This window comes from Kribbella sp. NPDC051770 (genome assembly GCF_040681455.1).
Lineage (GTDB): Bacteria > Actinomycetota > Actinomycetes > Propionibacteriales > Kribbellaceae > Kribbella.
In genome coordinates this window covers 892985-914787 of the sequence record NZ_JBFAYT010000001.1, presented here as the reverse complement: position 1 = coordinate 914787, position 21803 = coordinate 892985, and the positions used below count along the sequence as shown (strand labels likewise).

25 protein-coding genes and 1 tRNA gene are annotated in these 21803 nt (G+C 69.6%); 15 read left to right on the top strand and 11 right to left on the bottom strand.

Translation table 11 applies throughout. The annotated features are described in order from the left end of the window. The first annotated feature begins 51 nt into the window (after nt 1-51). Nucleotides 52-999: a DinB family protein gene (locus AB0M01_RS04365; protein ID WP_363665439.1), complete on the top strand. Its 948-nt coding sequence runs from the start codon at nt 52-54 to the stop codon at nt 997-999. After that, nucleotides 999-1661 carry a class I SAM-dependent methyltransferase gene (locus AB0M01_RS04360; RefSeq protein ID WP_363665438.1) on the top strand — a complete coding sequence of 221 codons (663 nt, stop codon included), beginning with the start codon at nt 999-1001 and terminating at the stop codon, nt 1659-1661. The genes AB0M01_RS04365 and AB0M01_RS04360 overlap by 1 nt, the downstream gene beginning before the upstream one ends. A gap of 38 nt (nt 1662-1699) precedes the next feature. Here AB0M01_RS04360 and AB0M01_RS04355 read toward each other — a convergent pair whose 3' ends face one another. Both AB0M01_RS04355 and AB0M01_RS04350 read right to left on the bottom strand, forming a co-directional pair. Continuing rightward, nucleotides 1700-2083 carry a hypothetical protein gene (locus AB0M01_RS04355; protein ID WP_363665437.1) on the bottom strand — a complete coding sequence of 128 codons (384 nt, stop codon included), beginning with the start codon at nt 2081-2083 and terminating at the stop codon, nt 1700-1702. A gap of 212 nt (nt 2084-2295) precedes the next feature. Then, nucleotides 2296-2378, bottom strand: a tRNA-Leu gene (locus AB0M01_RS04350). A gap of 98 nt (nt 2379-2476) precedes the next feature. Here AB0M01_RS04350 and AB0M01_RS04345 point away from each other — a divergent pair. The 7 genes from AB0M01_RS04345 to AB0M01_RS04315 all read left to right on the top strand — a co-directional run bounded on the left by AB0M01_RS04345 (nt 2477) and on the right by AB0M01_RS04315 (nt 7361). Next, nucleotides 2477-2938 (top strand): AAA family ATPase, encoded by a 462-nt coding sequence (locus AB0M01_RS04345; RefSeq protein WP_363665436.1) that lies wholly within the window; start codon nt 2477-2479, stop codon nt 2936-2938. Between the two features lie 31 nt (nt 2939-2969). Beyond that, a complete protein-coding gene (locus tag AB0M01_RS04340) occupies nt 2970-3554 on the top strand; it encodes a dienelactone hydrolase family protein (RefSeq protein WP_363666198.1) in 585 nt (194 codons plus the stop codon). A gap of 75 nt (nt 3555-3629) precedes the next feature. Continuing rightward, entirely contained in the window at nt 3630-4406 is a 777-nt protein-coding gene (locus AB0M01_RS04335; protein ID WP_363665435.1) for an NAD(P)H-binding protein, read from the top strand. A 78-nt stretch (nt 4407-4484) separates the two neighbouring features. Then, a complete protein-coding gene (locus AB0M01_RS04330; protein WP_363665434.1) occupies nt 4485-4838 on the top strand; it encodes a cupin domain-containing protein in 354 nt (117 codons plus the stop codon). 120 nt (nt 4839-4958) lie between these two features. Next, nucleotides 4959-5690, top strand: a complete 732-nt coding sequence (locus tag AB0M01_RS04325) for a DUF4118 domain-containing protein (RefSeq protein WP_363665433.1) — start codon at nt 4959-4961, stop codon at nt 5688-5690. A 147-nt stretch (nt 5691-5837) separates the two neighbouring features. Further along, entirely contained in the window at nt 5838-6389 is a 552-nt protein-coding gene (locus AB0M01_RS04320; RefSeq protein ID WP_363665432.1) for a hypothetical protein, read from the top strand. 132 nt (nt 6390-6521) lie between these two features. After that, nucleotides 6522-7361, top strand: a complete 840-nt coding sequence (locus AB0M01_RS04315) for a Bax inhibitor-1/YccA family protein (RefSeq protein WP_363665431.1) — start codon at nt 6522-6524, stop codon at nt 7359-7361. Between the two features lie 89 nt (nt 7362-7450). On the opposite strand, the gene AB0M01_RS04310 is transcribed toward AB0M01_RS04315, so the two are convergent. Then, nucleotides 7451-7864 carry a hypothetical protein gene (locus tag AB0M01_RS04310; protein ID WP_363665430.1) on the bottom strand — a complete coding sequence of 138 codons (414 nt, stop codon included), beginning with the start codon at nt 7862-7864 and terminating at the stop codon, nt 7451-7453. A 160-nt stretch (nt 7865-8024) separates the two neighbouring features. On the opposite strand from AB0M01_RS04310, the gene AB0M01_RS04305 reads away from it, so the two are divergent. After that, nucleotides 8025-8408 carry an ester cyclase gene (locus AB0M01_RS04305; protein WP_363665429.1) on the top strand — a complete coding sequence of 128 codons (384 nt, stop codon included), beginning with the start codon at nt 8025-8027 and terminating at the stop codon, nt 8406-8408. Between the two features lie 85 nt (nt 8409-8493). Here AB0M01_RS04305 and AB0M01_RS04300 read toward each other — a convergent pair whose 3' ends face one another. The 3 genes from AB0M01_RS04300 to AB0M01_RS04290 all read right to left on the bottom strand — a co-directional run bounded on the left by AB0M01_RS04300 (nt 8494) and on the right by AB0M01_RS04290 (nt 10905). Next, nucleotides 8494-8724: a DUF4287 domain-containing protein gene (locus AB0M01_RS04300; protein WP_184797718.1), complete on the bottom strand. Its 231-nt coding sequence runs from the start codon at nt 8722-8724 to the stop codon at nt 8494-8496. A gap of 166 nt (nt 8725-8890) precedes the next feature. Beyond that, nucleotides 8891-9697 carry a mycofactocin-coupled SDR family oxidoreductase gene (locus AB0M01_RS04295; RefSeq protein WP_363665428.1) on the bottom strand — a complete coding sequence of 269 codons (807 nt, stop codon included), beginning with the start codon at nt 9695-9697 and terminating at the stop codon, nt 8891-8893. Between the two features lie 161 nt (nt 9698-9858). After that, entirely contained in the window at nt 9859-10905 is a 1047-nt protein-coding gene (locus AB0M01_RS04290) for an SGNH/GDSL hydrolase family protein (RefSeq protein ID WP_363665427.1), read from the bottom strand. Between the two features lie 78 nt (nt 10906-10983). Between AB0M01_RS04290 and AB0M01_RS04285 the strand changes: the two genes are divergently transcribed. After that, entirely contained in the window at nt 10984-12357 is a 1374-nt protein-coding gene (locus tag AB0M01_RS04285; protein WP_363665426.1) for a cystathionine beta-synthase, read from the top strand. A gap of 262 nt (nt 12358-12619) precedes the next feature. Here the strand turns inward: AB0M01_RS04285 and AB0M01_RS04280 are convergent, their stop codons facing one another. Then, entirely contained in the window at nt 12620-14074 is a 1455-nt protein-coding gene (locus AB0M01_RS04280; protein ID WP_363665425.1) for an NAD(P)/FAD-dependent oxidoreductase, read from the bottom strand. A gap of 253 nt (nt 14075-14327) precedes the next feature. Between AB0M01_RS04280 and AB0M01_RS04275 the strand changes: the two genes are divergently transcribed. After that, nucleotides 14328-15239, top strand: coding sequence for a GTP-binding protein LepA (locus AB0M01_RS04275; protein WP_363665424.1), 912 nt, complete (start codon nt 14328-14330; stop codon nt 15237-15239). On the opposite strand, the gene AB0M01_RS04270 is transcribed toward AB0M01_RS04275, so the two are convergent. Continuing rightward, on the bottom strand, nt 15236-16462 hold the full coding sequence (locus tag AB0M01_RS04270; RefSeq protein ID WP_363665423.1) for a lactate racemase domain-containing protein: 1227 nt from the start codon (nt 16460-16462) through the stop codon (nt 15236-15238). The genes AB0M01_RS04275 and AB0M01_RS04270 overlap by 4 nt on opposite strands. A 157-nt stretch (nt 16463-16619) precedes the next feature. Here AB0M01_RS04270 and AB0M01_RS04265 point away from each other — a divergent pair, with 157 nt between their 5' ends. Continuing rightward, nucleotides 16620-17990, top strand: coding sequence for an FAD-binding oxidoreductase (locus AB0M01_RS04265; RefSeq protein WP_363665422.1), 1371 nt, complete (start codon nt 16620-16622; stop codon nt 17988-17990). On the opposite strand, the gene AB0M01_RS04260 is transcribed toward AB0M01_RS04265, so the two are convergent. Further along, complete coding sequence (locus AB0M01_RS04260; RefSeq protein WP_363665421.1) at nt 17974-18687, bottom strand: hypothetical protein; 714 nt, start codon at nt 18685-18687, stop codon at nt 17974-17976. The genes AB0M01_RS04265 and AB0M01_RS04260 overlap by 17 nt on opposite strands. Before the next feature lie 48 nt (nt 18688-18735). On the opposite strand from AB0M01_RS04260, the gene AB0M01_RS04255 reads away from it, so the two are divergent. After that, a complete protein-coding gene (locus AB0M01_RS04255) occupies nt 18736-20247 on the top strand; it encodes a phospholipase D family protein (RefSeq protein WP_363665420.1) in 1512 nt (503 codons plus the stop codon). Between the two features lie 95 nt (nt 20248-20342). Beyond that, the gene (locus AB0M01_RS04250; RefSeq protein WP_363665419.1) at nt 20343-20759 is read left to right on the top strand and encodes a hypothetical protein; all 417 of its coding nucleotides are present in this window, start codon (nt 20343-20345) and stop codon (nt 20757-20759) included. Here AB0M01_RS04250 and AB0M01_RS04245 read toward each other — a convergent pair. Then, nucleotides 20731-21324 (bottom strand): AAA family ATPase, encoded by a 594-nt coding sequence (locus tag AB0M01_RS04245; RefSeq protein WP_363665418.1) that lies wholly within the window; start codon nt 21322-21324, stop codon nt 20731-20733. The genes AB0M01_RS04250 and AB0M01_RS04245 overlap by 29 nt on opposite strands. Further along, a complete protein-coding gene (locus tag AB0M01_RS04240; protein WP_363665417.1) occupies nt 21321-21797 on the bottom strand; it encodes an HIT family protein in 477 nt (158 codons plus the stop codon). Before AB0M01_RS04240 ends, AB0M01_RS04245 begins: the two co-directional genes overlap by 4 nt. Nucleotides 21798-21803 lie beyond the last annotated feature (6 nt).

The following is a 21803-nucleotide window of genomic DNA, read 5'->3' as shown; positions in this document are numbered from 1 at the left end:
GCTGGTGCTGCGCGCCTGGATCTGGAGCTTCGTGATCCTGCTCGTCGCCACGTGCCGTGGGACCAGGTGCTGGGGTTCGAGGCGGTGGCCAGTGCCAACAGCGTGGGGGTGCCCGCCGTACGGGTTGCCGGGGAGGACGACGGTGAGCTGTTCAACTGGCTCAGCGGGTACGCGCTGCGGGGCTCCAACCGGCGGGTGCGGCGGCAGGTGGAGCGGATGAACGAGTACTTCGCTGCGGGGTCGCGCACGACCTCGTCGGTCGGCGATGCTGGGGCGATGGCGACTTTCGATCGGTCCGACGAGCTGCGCGGCGCTCGGTTCAGCGGGGTGGATCTGCAGAAGGCCCGGTTCGTCGGGTGCGATCTGTCCGGGGTGGTGATGCGCGGGGTGGAGATCGGGGCCGGGGACATCGACGCGCCGTGGTTGAGCACGTTGCGGGTCAACGGTGTGGACGTCGCGCCGTACGTCGAGAGCGAGCTCAACCGCCGCTTCCCCGGCCGCGAACTGCGGCGGGCGGAGGATCCCGCGGGGCTGCGGGAGGCCTGGGCGGTGCTCGAAGCGACCTGGGCGCGGACCGTCGAGCGTGCTCCGGCCGAGAAGGTCGACGAGTCGGTCGACGGCGAGTGGTCGTTCGCGCAGACCCTGCGACACTTGGTGCTGGCGACCAACACCTGGTTCGGCCGCGGGATCCACGAGCAGGAGCAGCCGTTCCACCCGCTCGGGCTCGCGGACGCGGGCACCGACTCGAACCGCGATTCCTCGCTGTTCGTCGACGGCGTTCCGCCGTACGAGGACGTGCTGATGGTTCGCGCCGAGCATCAGGCGATGGTCCGCGAGTACATCGCTCAGGCGACGCCCGAGATGTTGCAGGCTCCGCGGAAGAATCCGCACGCCCCGCAGTACCCGGAGACCGTGCTCTCCTGCCTCCACGTCATCCTCGAAGAGGAGTGGGAGCACCACCGCTACGCCGTCCGCGACCTCGACACCCTGTTGAGTTGATGGCCCGGTACGACGGCCTCGCCGACTGGTACGACGAGCACAACGCGGCTGCGGCGGACAACAACCGCGAGCCGCTGCTCGACCTGCTGGGCCCGGGGACGGGCCTGTGCCTCGACCTGGGCTGCGGAACCGGCCAGAACCTGCAGACGCTGCGCAGCACCGGCCGTACGGTCGTCGGCCTCGAGTACTCCGCCGACCAGCTGCGCCTCGCGCGGAAACGCTCCGCTCCCGGTGAACTGCTGACCCGCGCCGACGCGGCCGCCCTGCCGTTCGCCGACGCGGTCTTCTCCGCGGTCACGATGCTGTGGATCTCCACGGATGTCGACGACTTCGCTGCTGTCGTCCGGGAGGCGGCGCGGGTCCTGCGGCCGGACGGCGTACTGGCGTTCTACGGCGCCCACCCGTGCTTCAACGGCCCGCACACGGAGACCCGCGCCGACGAGGGGCGCATCGTTCACCCGACGTACCGGACGTCGGGCTGGCACGCGGCCGCGCCGTGGTGGGGCGAGAACGGCATCCGCCATCGGCTCGGCATGCGGCACGTCCCGCTCGCCGACCTGCTCAACGCGTTCGCCCGGGCGGGTTTGACGATCACCCGAGCGATCGAGCCGCGGAACGACCCGGTGCCATGGATCCTGGCGCTGCGCGCGGAGAAACGCTGACTGCCGGCTGTGTCAGTGGCGCGTACTGGGCGCAGCGATTACTGCGGGCGCCTGTAGTACGTCGAGAACCATCGGCGCAGGTGCTCCGGATCGGCAACCTCTGCCTTGCCGGGCCAGTGCGGCCACTCGATCTGGGCCGGGAAGTCGATCCGGACAACGGCGATCAACGCGCGGTCGACGTCGAAGAACTCGGCGCTGGCGTCGCCGGTGCACATGCAGAGATCGTCGGTGACGCGGGTGACCGTGAGCGCCTCGACGAGATCTGCGACCGCTTGGGGTTCGTCGATGAGCGGGCCGTCTTCTGTGCGCAGAACACCCACGTACTTCGCGGTCGCCGCGTCGAGGACGTCGTCGTCCGGATCCACCGCGGAGATGAGGTATCCGCCCAGCGACAGCCGTACGGATCGCGCGTTCGACAGCACGGCGCGAAGGGCGGACGGATCCCGCGATGGTGTGCCTGAGAACCGGTAGACGGGGTGCTTTCGACGGGCCACGGTGCTCAGTCTCGGGCCGCCACCCGCCCGGATCAACCGACTTCCCAGCCCGCAGACCGCCGGCGCTAGCCGGACACAGAACGGTACGGCGCCCGCCGGGGGTGGGTGGGCCGGACGCGGGTGAACCCACGCGGAGCCGGTGCCCGGGACGGGATTCGAACCCGTACAACCTCTCGGTTCGCGAGGTTTAAGCTCGCTGCGTCTGCCGTTCCGCCACCCGGGCTGGGGTGCGCAGGGAATGACGATACAAGCTGGTCCGGTGGGTCGGGGTGGCTCGGGGTGTTGAATCGGCGGGATGGCTGAGGCCGGGGAGGTGTGGCGGTGAGGGTTCTCGTGACGGGCATGTCAGGGACGGGGAAGTCGACCGTGCTCCGGGCGCTGCAGGCTCGTGGGCATCGCGTCGTGGACACCGACTCCGACGAGTGGTGCGAGTGGGGCGTCGACGAGCAAGGGAACGAAGACTGGGTCTGGCGGGTCGATGTCATGGAGGAGCTGCTCGCGCAGTACGCCGACCTGTTCGTTGCCGGGTGCAAGAGCAATCAGGGGTTGTTCTACCCGCGGTTCGAGCGGGTGGTGCTGTTGAGTGCGCCGGCCGAGGTGATGGTGCGGCGGATCGACGCGCGCAGCGACAACCCGTATGGGAAGTCGCCCGCCGAGCGAGCGCTGGTGCTGGAGCACCTCGCCACGGTCGAGCCGCTGCTGAGGGCGTCGGCCGATCTCGAGATCGACACCTCGGGGCCGCTGGATGCGGTGGTGGACGAGCTGGAGGCACTCGCCTATTGATCCAAATCCATGGATCGTTCTAAGGTGATGGATCATACAACCGGAAGGGACGGTCATGGCCGAGGTGCTGCTGTTTCATCATGTGGTGGGGCTGACCGACGGGGTGCGGGCCTTCGCGGACGCCCTCAGGGCCGCGGGGCACACGGTGCACACGCCGGATCTGTTCGAGGGCAGGACGTTCGGCAGCCTGCCCGAGGGAATGGAGTACGTGCGGAGCGTCGGGTTCGGGGAGATCGCCGAGCGCGGCGCGCGCGAAGCCGAGAAGCTGCCGGCCGAGCTCGTGTACGCCGGGTTCTCGCTCGGCGTCGTCCCGGCGCAGCGGCTCGCGCAGACCCGACCGGGGGCGAAGGGCGCGGTGTTCTTCGACTCGGCGTTGCCTGTGGCGGAGTTCGGGACCTGGCCGCACGGCCTTCCCGTTCAGGTGCACGCCAACGAAAGGGACGAGTTCTACCTCGAGGACGCCGAGGCCGCCAAGGGCCTGGTCGCCGAGGGCGCCGAGCTCTTCCTGTACGACGGCGACCAGCACCTGTTCGCCGACAGCTCGCTGCCGTCGTACGACGAGAAGGCGGCGACGCTGGCCACCGAGCGGGTCCTGGAATTCCTCGCCCGGAGCTAGTCACACATTCCGCGCGGGATCCGTCGCAGGAGTAGACCCGAAGAGATCGGGCCGACCGAGCGATGGAGAACGACGATGATTCTGGTGACTGGTGGAACGGGAACGCTGGGCCGCAAGGTCGTCCGCGGGCTGCTCGACGCGGGCCGCGACGTCCGGGTGCTGAGCCGCACCGACAAGGCGCCGTACGACGGGGTGCAGGTCGTGGTCGGCGACCTCGAGACCGGTGCGGGCGTCGAGAAGGCCGTGGACGGGATCGAGACGATCGTGCACTGCGCGGGCTCCGCGACGGGTGACGACGTCAAGGCCGAGCGCCTGGTCGCGGCGGCGGTTCCGGCCGGCGTGCGGCACATCGTCAACATCTCCGTCGTCGGCGCGAACACGGTCCCGGTCGTCAGTGGGCTGGACCGCAAGATGTTCGGGTACTTCGAGCGCAAGCGCGCCGCCGAGGTGCTGATCGAGCGGTCCGGCATCCCGTGGACGAACCTGCGGGCGACCCAGTTCCACGAGCTGACCTTCACCGCGGCCGAGCAGCTGGCCAAGCTGCCCGTCGTACCGGCTCCGAGCGGGTTCAGGATCCAGCCGGTCGACTCCGGTGCCGTCGCCGAGCGGATGGTCGAGCTCGCGCTGGCGGCGCCGCAGGGGCAGGTCGCGGACATCGCCGGGCCGCGGACCTACACCTTCAAGGAGATGGTCAAGGTCTACCTGCGGGCGGCCGGCAAGCGGCGGCTGACGATGCCGATTCACACCCCCGGCAAGGCGGCCGCGGCGCACCGGGCCGGGGTGAACCTGTCCCCGGGACACGGCACCGGGCGGACCTGGGAGGACTTCGTCGCCGCGCGGCTCGGACAGTGAAGGTCTGATCGAAAAGCTCCACGGGTGGTCCGGTCGCGCAGTAGCGTGCCCGGAACGCCACCAGGAGGGGGTCAACCGATGACCGACGTGAGCGAGCTCGTCGTCAACCGTGCCGATGGGCGCGACGACGGCGAGGACTGGACCGAGAACTACGAGGAACTGCCGGGCGCCGCCGGGATCTCGATCATCCTCGAATCGACCACGCAGGAAGGCGTCGGGCCGCGGCTGCACAAGCACCCGTACCCGGAGACCTTCATCATCCGGCGCGGCTCGGCGACCTTCACCGTCGACACCGTCGAGGTGGTCGGGCGGGCCGGCCAGATCCTGGTGGTGCCGGCCGACACGGCGCACAAGTTCAAGACCGGGCCGGGTGGCTACGAGGCCGTCCACATCCACGCGAACTCGTCGTTCGAGACGGAGTGGCTCGAGTAGCCGTTCGGCGTACGGCGAACAGCCGGCCGCCAGGCGAATTGTTGTCAGAGTCCGGTGAGAAGCGTTGATCGGCGGCGATCGGCGCGCGTCAATGGAGTCGTGGGAACTTACCGGGCACGGGTGCTGACAGCGGCTTTCGCCGGTCCGCTCGTCGTCTGCGCGGCGCTGATCCCCTTCCGGGACGGCTTCGCCAACGCGAACGCCGCACTGCTGCTGGTGCTGGTGATCGTCGCCGTGGCCGCGGCCGGGCTGCGGTCGGCGGGGATCGTTGCCGCGCTGTCGAGCGCGGTCTGGTTCGACCTGCTGCTGGCGCCGCCGTACTACCGGCTGACGATCGACCGGCGCGACGACCTGGAGATGACGGTCCTGCTGCTGCTGATCGGTGCCGTGGTCACCCAGATCGCGATCTGGGGCCGTCGGCAACAAGCCCGGGCCAGCCGGCAGAAGGGCTACCTGGACGGCGTCCTGACGACGTCGGGTGCGGTCGCCTCCGGTTCGTCGACGGCCGAGCTGATCGACCAGGTCGGCGCGCAGCTGATCGTCGTACTGCGGATCGACGGCTGCCGTTTCGTCCCGGGTGAGTTCCGCTGCCGCGGGCCGCTGCTGAACCACGACGGCTCGGTCACCCGCGGGTCGCACGAGCTGAAGGTCGAGCGCGACGGCCTGCCCACGAACGCCGAGATCGAGCTGCCGGTGCAGCACGCCGGACGCACCCGCGGCCGCTTCCTGCTCACCGCCGCGACGAGGGTGACCCGCCCGGACCTCGAGCAGCGCCTGGTCGCGGTGGCCCTCGCCGACCAGGTCGGCGCTGCCCTCTCCACGCCGGCCGAGCAGCAGCAGCCGAGCGGCTGACCCCAGGACTGGCCTGCGGGAAGTACGTCTCCTGGGTGGCCACGGAAGCCGGCGTCGTACTCGCCCATACGAGTACGACGCCGCGCCGCGCCCGGCACCGGCGGAACCGGCTAGCGCCGCCGGCCGTGCGTGAGCGATCATCCGCTGGTGAACGAGCAGGAGATGTATGTGCGGGTCGGGGAACTGGCGACCCGGGTGGGGTATCCGATGCCGTCGATCGAGCGGACCGATCAGCGGGCGCCGATGGTCCAGCTCAAGGCCGGGGCGGTCGGGCCGACGATGATTCTGCGTTGCCATGCCGAGGAGCTGCCGCCGCAGGTGTTCGACTTCCTGGTGACCCAGGAACTGGTCCAGGCCAGGCAGGGCGGGCTCAAGCACAAGTGGCTGGTCGTCCCGATCGCCTTGGCGGGCGGCCTGGCCCTCGGAACCGCCACGGACTGGCCCGGCTGGGTGGTGTGGATCGTGTTGATGGCGATCTACTACCTGGGGATCCGGGTGTTCAACACCGTCTGGCGGCGACGGTACATCTGGCGGTCGGACCGGATGGTGACGGAGATTCTGGGCGGCGACGAGATGCGGTCGGCGCTGCACTGGCTGGACGAGTGCCAGCCCTGGCCGAAGAATCTGCGCTGGCTCTGGCAGGGCGCGACCCAGCCGCCGGCCGACCGGCTGCGCAGACTCGGGCTGCTCAGCGCCTGAACCGGTTGGGGTTCGCAACCGCTTTCCCCGCTGCGATTTCGGTTGGGGAACAGTGGGTTCTTCCTCAGCAGTTGTTAAGGGTGGGACCGTACTATTCCGGTACGACCCACAGTGGGTCATCAGGAGGACGTCATGCAGAGCAGTAACCCGGTTCTGAACCGGTCGAGTGCGTTCGCGCCTGGCCAGGGCCAGGCTTACCCCGGGGCCGCTCCGTACGGTCAGCCGGGTCCCTACGGCCAGCCGGGCCAGGGCTACGGCGGGCAGGGGATGCCCCCGCAGCAGCAGTACTCCGGTGCCGACAGCCGGCCGATGACGCTGGACGACGTGATCGTGAAGACCGCGATCACGCTCGGTGTCGTCGTCGCGGCCGCCGCGGTCGCCTGGTGGAAGATCCCGACCTCGCTGGTCACGCCGGCCTTCCTCGGTGGCGCGCTGGTCGCGTTCGCCCTGGCGATGGTGCTGTCGTTCTCGCGCAAGATCAACCCGGTGCTGGTGATGCTGTACGCCGCCGCCGAGGGTGTGTTCCTGGGCATCGGCAGCAAGTTCATCGCGAACTGGGTCGGTGACTCCGGCGTCGTCGTGCAGGCGGTGCTGGCGACGATGGTCACCGCCGGGATGACGCTGGCGACGTACAAGTACTTCGCGATCAAGGTCACGCCGCGGTTCACCAAGATGGTGATCATCGCGACGATGGGCTTCGCCGGAGTGATCCTGATCAACTTCGTCGCCAGCCTGTTCGGCTTCAACTCCGGGATCGGCGGCTTCGGCCCGATGGGCCTGCTGTTCGCCGCGATCGGCGCCGGCCTGGCGGTGTTCAACCTGATCCTCGACTTCGACATGATCGAGCAGGGCGTCAAGCACGGCGCCCCGCAGAACGAGGCCTGGCGGGCCGCGTTCGGCCTGACCGTCACCCTGGTCTGGCTGTACTGGAACCTGCTGCGCATCCTCGCGATCCTGCGCGGAGACAACTAGCACCAGCAACGGAAGGGCCGGTCTCCAGGTGGAGACCGGCCCTTCCGCCGTTCGGCGCCAGTCGTCGTCAGGTGCCAGTTCGTCCGGCGCTAGTCGTCCGGCCAGATGCAGGTCGTGACGAGGCGCTTGTACGAGCCCGGAGCGGTCTTCTGCCACAACGTCCCGCAGACCTTCGTCGGGGTGTACTTCTCCGGGTAGAAGTACTCGGTGATCTCGCGGGGTTTGAGGAAGTTCAGCTCGTAAGTCTTGTCGCTGGTCGAGAAGCGCCAGCCCCCCGACGACAGCTCGACATGGGCCACGATCGTCGAACTGGCCCAGTTGTTCTGGAACCGCGCCCGCACCGCGTTGACGTCGCCGCCCTTGGACACCGTCTCCACGCACAGGATGTACGGGAAGTCGGTGTCGCAGCCGCTGTTGTCGGCGGCCGTGACCGGAGCGGCCGCGGCGACCGGTGCGGCGGCGAGAGTGAAGGCGGCCGTGGTGACCACCAAGCCACGAAGCATCTTCCGTCCCTTCGTTCGGAGTGGGCGGAGCACGTTCACGGTAGGCGGCCAACACGGTGATCGCTGCCACTGTCTGTCATCGATCGTGACACAAAGTGCTGACCGGGTCGGGGTGGTCGTGGGCTGTCGCCGGGGGCGGGGTGGCGGGGACAATGAGCAGATGCCGAGTCGGGACGAGATCGTGCGGTGGTACGGCGAGTACCTGGACGCGTGCAACCGGCGCGACTGGGAGGCGGTGGCGGCGTTCGTCGCCGAGCAGGTGCTGGTCAACGGGGAGACCCGTTCACGCGCCGAGTACGTCGCCGGCGTTCGGCGGACGACGATGATCTTCCCGGACTACCGCTGGGAGCTGCGTCGCGCGGTCGTCGAGGGGGAGTGGCTCGCGGTGCACCTGTACGACACCGGGACGCGGCACTGGGAGTTCCTCGGCGCGGACGGCGACGGCTCCAAGGTGGAGACCGACGAGTTCGACCTGTACCGGGTCGTCGACGGACAGATCGTCGAGGTCGAGGGCACCGCCGACAACGCCCGCCTGCGCGAGTGATCAGCGCCGGGCCGGAAACGCAGCAGGCCTGCCCCTCCACCTGAAAGGGCAGGCCCGCGCGAAAATTCGACTCCTGTTCGGCTCGTCAGCCCATTCGCCGGTGCGCTTTGACCAGGTCGTATTCGTGAACGATGGCTGTGGCGTGCCCGTGAGCGAGGGCGTACTCGCTGGAAAGCCATCTCACCCTGTCGTCGAAGCGTGAGAACGACGGTCCGTCGTTCATCAGGCCGAACCACTCGGTCATCTCGCGTCCGGTGCACTGGGGCACCTTCTCCACCAGACGTTTGTGCGTCTCCTCGGAGTGGTTCAGGCCCATCTTCGCCTCCCGTCGTCGGGGTCGTGCGTAGTGCTATCGACTGTGCATCACGAAATCCGTGCAGGCAAGGGCCTCTTGATGAAAGTCGCCGCTCAGCGGACGCACGATTTCACCGCAGCCCTTCCTGCACGGGAGATCCGGGCCCTCGGCAACCCCGGCGAAACGCTCAGAGCACGACCAGTCCGGCGTCCACCGACATCGCCGTACCGGTGACGTAGCGGGACTCGTCGGAAGCCAGGTAGAGCACCGCGTTGCTGACGTCGATGGTCTGCACGGTCTGGATCTCGAAGGCGTTCAGGTACGCCGACCGGACCCGCTCGCTGGCGGCCGCGATCACCTCGCCGCCGGGGCTGTTGTCCAGGCCGGTGCCGGAGACACCGGTCGGGCAGACCGCGTTGAACCGGATGTTCTGCTCGGCCAGTTCGATCGACAGCGAACGGATCAGGCCGATCACCGCGTGCTTGGAGGCGGCGTACGGCTCCAGGAACGGCATGCCCACCAGGCCGGCCGTCGAGGCGGTCGCGATGACGGAGCCGGCGCCGCGTTCCAGCAGGTGCGGGACGGTGGCCTGCAGGGTGTTCCAGGTGCCGGTGATGTTGGTGCCGATCACCGCGTCCCACTGCGCCTGCGGGAACTCGTTCCAGTGCGCGATGGTCGCGACGCCCGCGTTGGCGACCACGATGTCCAGCCCGCCGAGCTCGGCGACACCGGCGTCCACGGCCTCGCCCAGGGCGTGCCGCTCGCGGATGTCGACCTCCGCGGTGACGATCCGGCGCCCGGTCTTCTCGACCAGCTCCCGGGTCAGCTCCAGGTCCTCCGGCGTCGCCATCGGGTAGTTGATGCCGTCGACCGGCGCGCAGATGTCGAGCGCGATGATGTCGGCGCCCTCCTCGGCCAGCCGGACGGCGTGGCTGCGGCCCTGCCCGCGGCCGGCTCCGGTGATCAGCGCGACCTTGTCGAGCACTCGCGTCATGGTGGTTCCCCTCGAGAGTAGAAATCGGTACGGCGATACCGTATTGAGCTACCAATCGAGAGATGTGAATAAGCGCGGATCCTGGCGAAACGTCGCCGGGATCCGGTGCGGATGAACCGTCAGCTCAGGGCGCACGCCTCAGGGCGACCAGCCCGGGGAGCTCAGGAAGGCGAGCCCGCCATCGACTTGCCGGCCTCCGGGCCGAGCTCCTCCGAGCCCTCCTCGTCGACGCGCTCGATGTCGGCCTTCGGGTGCCGGCGCCGGTGCCGCAGCTGCGCCCAGCGACCGCGCGGCCCGCGCTCGCGCCCGGCGACCTCCGTCGCGGCCACCTCCGTACCAGCCGTGCGCGCAGCCTGTACGGCGGCCTCCGCGATCGGCAGCACGGCCTCGCCGCGGAACGCCTCCGGCTGGACGAACGACTCCGTCCCGACCCCCATCGCGGCCGCGACCGACGGCAGCAACGCCGCGGCGGCCGCGGCGTACCCGGTCACCGACGGGTGGAAGCGGTCCGGCCCGAACATCCGCGGGTCGGTTCGGAAGACCTCGCTGAGCAGCGACCCCATCGACACCGACCGGCCGCCGGCCTCGACGACCGCGATCGTCTGCGCGGCCGCGAGCCGGTGGCTCCAGGACCGGGCGACCTGCCGCAGCGGCGGCATGATCGGCCGGACCACGCCGAGATCCGGGCAGGTGCCGACGACCACCTCGCAGTTGGCCGCGCGCAGCCGCCGGACGGCGTGGTCGAGCAGCCGGACCGAGACCGACGGCGGCATCTGCGACTTCACGTCGTTGGCGCCGATCAGGATCGCCGCGACGTGCGGCCCGGACAGCAGCGCGGTGTCGATCTGCGGCGCGAGATCGGTGGACTTGGCCCCGACCTTCGACACGTCGACGAGCCGGACCGGACGCTGCGCGAGCTCGGCGAGACCGCAGGCGAGCAGCACGCCCGGGGTCTCGTCGGCCGACGACGTTCCGTATCCGGCCGCACTGGAGTCGCCGATCATCGCCAGCGTGATCGGTCTTCCTGGATACCGGCCGTACAGGCCGTCGCCCTTGGCCGGGTGAGCCTTCATCGGCCCGATCACGCGCGCGGCGTACCGCGCTTCCGCGGTCAGTACGCCGTACAGCGTGGCGCCGATCAGTCCGAGTCCCCCACCACCGAAGGCTGCGGCCTGGGCCAGTCGCTTCGCGGCCCGGGCTGTGCTCATATCCCCAAGGATTACACGCTGTGACGCTCAAGCAAGTGAAATAGGGAGAAACACACCGTGTCCCATACAGTGAGATTCGTGCGCTACGCGAACTCACTCCTGGACCTGGTCGGCAACACCCCGCTGGTACGCCTGACGAAGACGACCGACGGCGCCACGCCGCTCGTCCTCGCCAAGGTCGAGTACTTCAACCCCGGCGGCTCGGTGAAGGACCGGATCGCGGTCCGGATGATCGAAGCCGCGGAGGCCTCCGGCGAGCTGAAGCCCGGCGGCACGATCGTCGAGCCGACCTCGGGCAACACCGGGGTCGGGCTGGCGATGGTGGCCCAGCAGAAGGGCTACAAGTGCGTGTTCGTCTGCCCGGACAAGGTCAGTGAGGACAAGCGCAACGTGCTCAAGGCGTACGGCGCGGAGGTCGTGGTGTGCCCGACCGCGGTCGCGCCGGAGCACCCGGACTCCTACTACAACGTCTCCGACCGGCTGGTCCGCGAGATCGAGGGCGCCTGGAAGCCGAACCAGTACGCCAACGAGAACAACCCGATCTCGCACTACGAGTCGACCGGTCCCGAGATCTGGGAGCAGACCGAGGGCAAGATCACGCACTTCGTCGCGGGCGTCGGCACCGGTGGAACGATCAGCGGCACCGGCAAGTACCTGAAGGAGGTCTCCGGCGGCAAGGTGCAGGTGATCGGCGCGGACCCGGAGGGCTCGGTCTACTCCGGCGGCTCCGGCCGGCCGTACCTGGTCGAGGGTGTCGGTGAGGACTTCTGGCCGGAGACCTACGACAAGACGATCGCCGACCGGATCATCGAGGTCTCCGACGCGGACTCGTTCGCGGTCACCCGGCGGCTGGCCCGCGAGGAGGCGATGCTGGTCGGCGGTTCGGCCGGGATGGCGGCGGCCGCGGCGATCCGGCTCGCGCACGAGATCGACGACCCGGACGCGGTGATCGTGGTCCTGCTGCCCGACGGCGGCCGCGGCTACCTGACCAAGGTCTTCAACGACGACTGGCTGGCCCAGTACGGCTTCCTGGCGCACACCCGGCAGGGCACGACGCTCGGTGAGGTGCTGGCCGGCAAGGACGGCAGCATGCCGCCGCTGGTGCACACCCACCCGCACGAGACGATCGCCGAGGCGATCGAGATCCTGCGCGAGTACGGCGTATCCCAGATGCCGGTCGTGCGGGCCGAGCCGCCGGTGATGGCGGCCGAGGTGGCCGGTGCGGTCTCGGAGCGGACCCTGATGGATGCGCTCTACAGCGGGAAGGCCCGGCTGGCCGACATCGTGGAGCTGCACATGGACCCGGCGCTGCCCTCGCTGGGCGCCGGCGAAGAGGTGTCGAAGGCGGTCGCGCTGCTCGAGGGCCGGGACGCGCTGATGGTGCTCGACGACGGCAAGCCGGTCGGCGTACTGACCCGGCAGGACCTGCTGAGCCACATCGCCGTCGACTGAGCCACGGACGATTGCCTGCGGCTACTGCATTCGTTGCTTACGGCAAGTGCAGGTTCAGCGGTCGATGACGGTCGGGACGATGGCGATCAGGGCGGTGATCACGACACCGCCGACGATGACGACTGCGCTCAGGATCTGGAGGAGGTTCATGTCATCCATGGTTCCCCGCCAGGCTTGTCCGGACATCGGCCCAAGGGTCCGTCTTGCGCTCATCCCTTGGTCGTACGCCGGACCCTGAGCGCTACGACCAAGGGAGTCCGGGTCATCCCCGGGTGAGCACGAAGTCCGACGGCTTCAGCCGCCGGGTCCGGCGCCAGTAGCCGACGGTGAACTCCGGCCAGATGGTCGAGTTGCGGCCCTGGGCGTCCAGGTACCAGCTGTTGCAGCCGGACTCCCAGACCGTCCCGTCCAGCTGTGACTGGACCTCGTCGACGAAGCGTTCCTGGACGTCCTCGCGGACCTCGATCGAGGTCGCGCGGCCGAGCAGGCGCAGCGCCTGGACGACGTACCGGACCTGGGCCTCGATCATGAAGACCATCGAGGAGTGACCGAGGCCGGTGTTCGGGCCGACCAGCAGGAACAGGTTCGGGTAGCCGGCGACGGTGATGCCGAGGTGGGCGCCGATGCCCTGCTGCTTCCAGTGGTCGGCCAGGTCGGTGCCGTCGCGGCCGAGGATCCGCATCCGCAGCAGGTTGCCGGAGACCTCGAAACCGGTGCCGAGGACCAGTACGTCGGCCGGCCGTTCGGTGCCCTCGGCATCGACCACGCCGGTCGGGGTGATCCGGCTGATCCCGGTGGTGACCACGTCGACGGTGGGCCGGGTGAGCGCCGGGTAGTAGTCGTTGGAGAGCAGGATCCGTTTGCAGCCGATCTGGTAGTCCGGGGTCAGTTTCGCCCGCAGTACCGGGTCTTTCACCTGCTTGCCGAGCTGGCGGCGGGCCTGCAGTTCCAGGCCCTTCATCAGCTTCGGGTTGCCCGCGAAGCCGAGGCCGCGGGCCTCCAGACCCCAGAAGATCGCGTCCCGGATGATCCGCTGCCCGGTCGGGAAGCGGGCGTGCAGGGCCTGCTCGCGGCGCCCGATCGCACGGTCGGGCTTGGCGGTGATCCACGGCGGCGTGCGCTGGTAGAGGTCGAGCTGCGCGGCCTGCTCGGCGACCTTCGGCACGAACTGGATCGCGCTCGCGCCGGTCCCGACGACGGCGACCCGGCGGCCGGTCAGGTCCTGGCTGTGGTCCCACTGGGCGGAGTGGAAGGCCGGCCCGGCGAACGTGTCCAGGCCGGGCAGGTCCGGGATCTTCGGCTGGTGCAGGCTGCCGACGCCGGCGACCAGGACGCGGGTGTCGATCGTCTCGTCGCCGTTGACCGTCACCGTCCAGCGGCCGGTCGCCTCGTCGAACGCGGCCTCGGTCACCTCCGCGCCGTACCGGATCTTGCCGGCGACACCGTACTTGGTCGCGCAGTGCTCGAGGTAGGCCAGGATCTCGTCCCAGGGCGCGAACATCCGCTGCCAGCGCGGGTTCTGCTCGAACGAGAACGAGTACAGGTACGACGGGACGTCGCACGCGCAACCGGGGTAGGTGTTGTCCCGCCACGTGCCGCCCAGACGGTCGGCCTGCTCGAGGACGACGAAGTCCTCGATCCCGGCCTCGCGCAGCTTGATCGCCATGCCCAACCCGGCGAACCCCGACCCGATGACAACGACCTCGGTCTGACCCATGACCGGAAGGTTACCGGCGGGTTAGGCTAGGAAGTAAGGGTCGGCTTGCTCCGATCCGGTCCACCGTCGGCTCCGAAGACCTCCCGCTCACCGGTCCGCGTGCTCACTCCCCGGAGTGTGAACGGATTCACTGGCTCGGTGACCCGATACTCGTTAGGTTAAAGAACAACCGTTCTTTATTCTGGTGACCCTGCCAGGTGTCTCGTGAGGAGGCGGACGTGAACGCTGCGACGACCCACGACGGGCCGGTCGGATGAGCGGACGCGACAAGTTGGACGAGCGGCTGACCGAGCACGTCGACAAGCTCGGTGAGGAGCACCCGCCGATCGAGCTGGGCAGCGTCGACTACACGATGAACCAGCCCGGTCTGATCGCGCGCCGGTTCGGCCCGGTGCTCAGCTACATGGCGCGGGTCGAGCTCGAGGTCGAGCGCAACGTGCTCGAGCTGGCCGCGCTGCTGCCCAACCCACCGGAGGTCGACCGGCACTTCTATGCCGACGTCTGGATGCCGCAGGAGACCCGCCACGGCGAGATCCTCGACAAGCTGCAGGCGATCATCGGCCTCGACCCGCTCAAGGCCGACCTGACCCAGGTGTCGATCCGGCTCCGGCTGCTCGGCGCGCTCGGCCGGTTCGGGCCGGTGCAGGACGTCAGCCGGATGCTCTACTACCTGACCGGCATGGCGACCGAGCGGTCCGCCGTCCTGGCGTACGGGCAGTTGCACAACGGGCTGCGGGAGCTGGACGAGCGGGCGATCTCGGAGACCGTGATCGCGCCGATCCGCCGCCAGGAGCCGGGGCACTTCGCCTTCTACCAGATGTCCTCGCGCGGGCTGTGGGGGCAGATGAGCGGCTGGCAGAAGTGGCTGGTCCGGTCGCTGCGGCGGCTCACCTTCACGCCGGTCGGGGTCGACCACAAGCGGCAGCGGGCCGACTTCGGGCGCGTGATGGAGGCGCTCGGGATGTCCAAGCAGGACTCCGACGTCGTGCATCACGCGCAGCAGATCGCCCGCGTCGAGCACGAGCTGCTGTGGGCGACGCGCAAGGGGCTGCGGGTTCCGACGTACGTCGTGGACGCGCTGCGGCAGGCGGTCGAGGCAGCCAAGGCCGAGGCCGACCTGGTGAAGAGCAAGCTCCCGGGGCCGAGGCTGAGCCCCGAGGCTTAACGGAGGCGGTGCAGGATCTCGCCGGCGTTCGGGATGACCAGGGTCTCCGGGTCGTTCTCGTACGCCGCGAGGTCGAACTCGGCCGGGTCGAGGTGGTTGAGGTTGGCGCGGCGGACGACGTCCTCGGGGATGCCGGTCGCCAGCGTCACCTGGACGCGGAGGTGCTCGCCGGTCGACGGGTCCCAGGTGCCGGCGCCGCGCAGGTGGGTGGAGTGCGCGAGCACGCCCCAGTGCAGGTCGCGGAACTTCTCCCACTGGCCGACGAAGTAGTCGCGGCAGTGGTAGCCGATCTCCTCGATCTCCGGGTGCATCGCGGCCAGCTGCCGGACGTGCGGCGCGTACAGGATCACCTCGCCGCCGTCGGCGACGACGGGCTCGACCTTGTAGAAGCCCTTGGCCGCGGTCCAGATGTCCTGGTAGCGCTCGGGCATCAGCGAGACGATCCGGCGGACCGGGTGGTCGAGATAGCGGACGTGGGTCTGCGCTGAGATCTCCGCCGCGGCCCGCCAGGAGGACTGGGTGTCGCCGAAGGCGACGGCGTGCAGGTTGTGGGTGCCCGACTCGACGACCAGTGACAGCGCGAGCTTCTCGGCCGGGATCAGCGCGGCGGCCTCGTCGATCAGCGCGCGGACCGGCGTCGTGCCCGTCGTACCGATGATGCTCGCGCTGGTGATCAGGGCGCCGAGCCAGTGCGACAGGTCGATCACCTCCTGGCCGGCGACCCCGGGGAAGAAGTACTTGTTGCCGCCGGAGAAGCCGACCACCTCGTGCGGGAAGACCGGGCCGACGACCAGCGCGACGTCGTGCTCGACGACGGCGCGGTTGAGCTTGACGCTGACCTCCTGGTGCAGCCGCCCGTCGGAGATCTCGCCGATCCGGCGCGCGTCGATGGTGCCGAGGTCGGCGAAGGTCTCGGGCTTCCACCACTCGTGGTTCAGTACGTCGTACTCGCCGCCGAGGTGCTCCCGCAGCGCCTCCGGCGACATCTCGGCGTGGGTGCCGAGGGCAACGAGCACGGTGAGCTTGCTGACCCGCCCGGCGAGCGCATGGTGGACCGCCTTCATCAGCAGCGGAAGCGGGCAGCTGCGGGTCGCGTCGGGCACGATCACGCAGACGCTGCGGCCGTCCAGCCCGGCCGAGGCCAGCGAGTCCTGGACGAAGGTGGTGACCTCGTCCTCGGTGAGCGTCCGGGTGCTGTCGCCGATCACAGAAGAGTCGAGCATGGGTCCAGGGTAGTTGGTAAGCGATTGCCGCGGGCTGACTGCCTGGGGTGACCGCCCGGAAACCCAACGTAGTAAGGGAATCGAGGCGTTGACCGGGGACGTCCGCGGGAGCAGCATCGAGCCTGTCAGCTGGGGATGAGATCGAGGGGGAGTTCCCATGTCCGACACGATGATCACGCGTCCGCTCGGGTTCGGGGGCCGGTTGCTGCGCTCCGGGGACCCGGACTACGAGCAGGCGCGCACGGTGTTCAACGCGATGGTCGACAAACGGCCGGCGATGATCGCGCAGTGCGAGTCGGCCGCCGACGTCGCCGCCGCGGTCCGGTACGGCGTCGGTCAGGGGCTCGAGATCGCGGTCCGCGGGGGCGGGCACGGCGTGGCGGGAACGGGGGTCAGCGACGGAGGTCTCGTCGTCGACCTGCGCCGGCTGAACACGGTCCAGGTCGATGCCGACGCGCGGATCGCGCGGGTCGGCGGCGGGGCGACCTGGGGTGACTTCGACAGCATGTGCCAGCCGTACTGGCTCGGCACGACCGGCGGCCGGGTGTCGACCACCGGCGTCGCCGGGCTGACCCTCGGCGGCGGGTCGGGCTGGCTGGAACGCAAGTGGGGCCTGGCCTGCGACAACCTGGTCTCGGTCGAGCTGGTGACGGCCGACGGCGAGCTGGTGATCGCGGACGAGACCCGCAACACCGAGCTGTTCTGGGCGCTCCACGGTGGGGGTGGGAACTTCGGGGTCGCGACGGCGCTGACCTTCCGGTTGCAGGTGCTGCCGGTGGTCACGCTGGCGCTGCTGCTCTGGCCGGCGGCCGCCGGGCCGGACGTCGTACGGGTGTATCGGGACCTGATCGAGGGCGGCGCGCCCGAGGAGCTCGGGGGAGGGGTGTTCTACCTGACCGGACCGCCGGAGGAGTTCGTGCCGCTGCATCTGCAGGGGGAGCGGCTGGTGGGTGCGGCGGCGGTGCACCTGGGTGACGAGGCGGCGACGCGGGACGTGCTGCGGCCGCTGTTCGACCTGACGCCCGAGGGCGTGATGGTGGCCGAGATGCCGTACGCCGCGCTGCAGTCGGCGCTCGACGACCCGCCGGGGTTCCGGAACTACTGGTCGGCCGAACACCTCAACGAGCTGCCTGACGAGGCGATCGCCGCGTTCTGCAGCCGGGCGGGCGACATGCTGTCGCCGTCTCCGTCGCAGCAGATGATCGTGCCGTGGGGCGGGGCGGTCGCGCGGGAGGCGGACAAGTGGCCGTTGCCGCACCGGTCGGCGGCGTGGGTGGTGCACCCGTTCGGCGTGTGGTCGGACCCGGCGGACGACGTACGGGGGATTCAGTGGGCGCGGGACGTGTGCGCCGATGTGCGGGAGTGGTCGACGGGGGCGGTCTACCTGAACTTCATCGGGGACGAGGGACAGGACCGGGTGGTCGCCGGGTACGGCGAGGAGAACTACCGGCGGCTGGCGCAGGTGAAAGCGGAGTACGACCCGGACAACGTGTTCCGGCTGAACCAGAACATCAAGCCTCGGTCTTGATGGACCACTGGATCAGGACGGTCGCGCCGAACAGGGCCGCGGCGAGGACCAGTACGCCGAACTGAGGGACCGGGAAGCGGGGCACCGCGCCGATCGAGGCGCAGACGAGGATCAGGGCGGTCAGGGTCGCGCCGCGGCGGCGGGACTGCTTTCGGGTGCTCGGGAGCGGGCCGACCGAGCGGTCGAGCGCGGTGGTGGCGGCGGTGAGACCGACGATGCCGATCAGGACCGCGCTGACCACGCCGGGTGGGCCGCCGAAGACGAAACCGACGACGACCAGGGTGAGCAGGGCGCCGGTGCCGAGGGCGCCGACGACGAGACCGCTGGTGAGGTGGGCTCGGCGACGCTGGCGGAGGTCGACGTTCTCGGCTGTGCGTGGTGTTTCGTCCTGGGGGCTCTTGACCCAGAGCGCGAGTCCGGCGAGCACAGCGAGTGCGATCAGGACGCCGAGCACGGTCAGGACGGCTGATTGTGTTGTCGAGATGAGTTCGTGGACCTGGCCGTCGCCGAAGTCGCAGGTCGCGCGGGGCGGGAACCAGGAGTCGTGCACGGTCACGCCGGCGCTGGACGCGCGACCGGCGGTCAGGGCGCAGTCCTCGGCCGGGGAGAGCCAGTCCGGCAGCGCGGCGGTCACCACGACCGACCAGGCCATCGAGGCGGGCAGACCGAGGGCCAGGAGCCAGTTTCGCGTGCGCATCGCCGGTCAGCCTCTCATGGTCTGCTGCCGGCTGGGCACTGGAACGAGATGAAGCACGACTGGTTCCTGACGGCGAGTGAGCGTGGCAACGCGGGGACGGACATCGACCGGGACGGCTCCTGGTCCGAGGGCAACCTGGTCCGGCCGCTGGTCCACGGTGCGACGTACTTCCAGCGTCTGTACGACGAGCTGTGCCGGCTCGAGAAGGGCGACCGGGTCTACTTCACCGACTGGCGCGGGGACCACGACGAGGCGCTGATCCCTGACGGCACGAGCGTCGGCGAGGTGCTGTGCGACCTCGCGCGCAACGGCGTCGAGGTGCGCGGGCTGCTCTGGCGGTCGCACTCCGACCACGTCAGCTTCAACGCGCAGGAGAACCAGCGGCTCGGGACCGCGCTGAACGAGGCGGGTGCCGAGGTGCTGCTCGATCAGCGGGTACGGCGGCTCGCTTCGCACCACCAGAAGCTGTTCGTGATCCAGCACCGCGACGACCGTTCGGGTGACGTCGCGTTCGTCGGCGGGATCGACCTGTCGCACCAGCGCCGGGACGACGCAACGCATCGCGGGGATCCGCAGCAGGCGCCGATGGATCCGCGGTACGGGTCGCGGACGCCGTGGCACGACGTGGCGCTGGAGATCCACGGGCCGGTCGTTGGTGATCTGCTGCGGACGTTCGTCGAGCGGTGGGACGATCCGCATCCGCTCGATCGGCGGACGCCGTACCGGCTGCTCGTGCAGCGGTTGTCGCGGATGCCCCGGCATCCTTCTGCTCTGCCTGAGTCGTTTCCTGACCCGCCTGCTGCCGGGCGGAGTGCGGTGCAGGTGCTGCGGACCTACGCGCACAAGCATCCGGGGTTTCCGTTCGCGCCTCGGGGTGAGTACAGCATTGCGCGCGGGTATCTGAAGGCGTTGCGGCGGGCGCGGTCGTTGATCTACATCGAGGATCAGTACTTCTGGTCGCGGGATGTGGCGGCGGCGTTGCAGGAGGCGTTGGAGCGGTCGCCGTCGTTGCGGGTGATCGTGGTGGTGCCGCGGTTCCCTGATGCGGACGGGCGGTTCACCGGGCCGCCGGCGTTGGACGGGCAGCGGCGGGCGCTGGCGTTGCTGAAGTCGCCTCGGGTCGCTGTTTACGACCTGGAGAACGTCGATGGGGTGCCGATCTACGTGCACGCGAAGGTTTGTGTGATCGACGACGAGTGGTTCGCTTGCGGGTCGGACAACTTCAACCGGCGGTCCTGGACGAACGACAGTGAGCTGACGTGTGCTGTGGTTTCGCCTGAGGTTGCTCGGGGGTTACGTGCTGAGCTGTGGGCGGAACATCTCGGGGTTCCTGGTGATCTGGATCCGGTCGAGGGTTTCTCGTTGTGGCAGCGGACGGCTGAGGCCTTGGATGCTTGGGTTTTGGGCGGTCGGCTCGGGGAGCGGCCGGCCGGGCAGATTCGTTGCCATCGGCCCGCTGAAGTACGCCGTTGGCAACGAGTGTGGGCGCGTCCGGTCTTCGACCACGTCTACGACCCGGACGGGCGGCCGCGCCGAATGCGGCGGCGCGGGGAGTACTAGCTGGTTGCCACAAGCTGCAAAGTGCTTCTCCGGCGCGGCGCCCGGGCCGCAGACTTCAGCTGCACTCGGGGCCCGACAGACGAAGGAGCACGACCATGCGACGTCAGACGGCAGCGGCGGTGGCCGCGGTGAGCATGCTGGCCGGGACGATCGGGCTGACCCCGGCCGCGCAGGCGGCGTACCCGACGAAGTCGTTCGACATCACCTACGGCGCGACCTACGCGCGCGGCAAGGTGACGTTCTACAACCGCTCGGTGCACGTCAGCGGGGTCGAACGCGCCGTCCCGAGCAGCGGCTGCCGCTTCGTCGAGGTGTGGACGTACAACGCGAGCGGCGACCTGGACTTCCAGGCCGAGGTCGGCGGCACCTGCAACGGTGTCGTCGACTTCAACGTCGACGTCGCCGCGGACGCGCCCGGCGGGGCGTCGTACGTGGTGGTGAAGTTCTGGTACCGCGACAGCTCCTGGAACAACCAGCGCGTGCTCACGAGCGCGAAGGTCCTGCGGCCCTGAGCTGTTCGAAGGCTGTCGGGGGTTTGCTCAGTCGGGCGGCGATCTGTGCGGCGGAGTCCTGTGCAGTCTGCTGGTCGGTGTGCACCTCGACGTCGTACCGCAGGTCCTGGTGGACGATCGGGAACTGCAGCGCGGCCCGGCCGATCGTGCGGTTTCCGCGGGCCTGCTCGCGGCGCTCGAGCTCGGGCAGCGCGCAGTGCACGCCGACGAGGTAGACCGGCAGGCCCGCGAACGTCTCCAGGCAATCGACGACCCGCCACCGCTCGCCGAGGATGTGGTCGACGACGACGTCGTTCCCCGCCGACGCCATCCCGGCCACGACGCGGTGGAAGCCGCGGACGGTGCGCTGGAAGATCGGGAGGAACTCCTCCTCCGACCAGTCGTGCCGTGAGCGGGCCCGGTGGTAGTGGTCGACCGCCAGGTGGTACCAGGCGCCGTCGAGCGTGCGCAGCAGCTCCTCGGCGACGGTGGATTTCCCGGAGCTCGACGCGCCGTTGAGGAACACGATCCGGCCCGGCTGGGGGTTGGTTGCCTCGGGCAATAGCTCGTGGGTGGGGCCGATCATCGGTGCTTCTCCTGCTGCTCGAAGTGGTCGCGGAGCTTGGCGACGTACGGCGCACGCTCGGCGGCGGTCGCGGGGTCGGGGAGGTGGCGGGTGTTGTAGAGGTTGTCGTCGGCGTACCGCGGGAAGACGTGAACGTGGTAGTGCCACGCGTCCTGGTAGCCCGCGGGCTCGTTGTGCTGGCGGGTGGAGATGCCCTCGCAGCCGTAGGTCGCGCGGACGGCGATCGCGACCTCCTGGACGAGGTCGTGCACGGCGTGACCGGCTGGGCGGCTGAGGTCGTACAGGTTCTCGTGGTGCTCGGTGGGGACGACGAGGACGTGGCCGCGGTTGTTGGGCCACCAGCGCGAGGCGACGAACGCGAGGGCGCCGTCGGTACGGCGTACGACGTCGTGCTGGGTGGTGAGTGCGTCCTCGCCGCCGGCGATCAGGTGGCAGAAGGGGCAGCTGTAGCCGGGCGGCGTGTGGTTGTGCACGGGCGG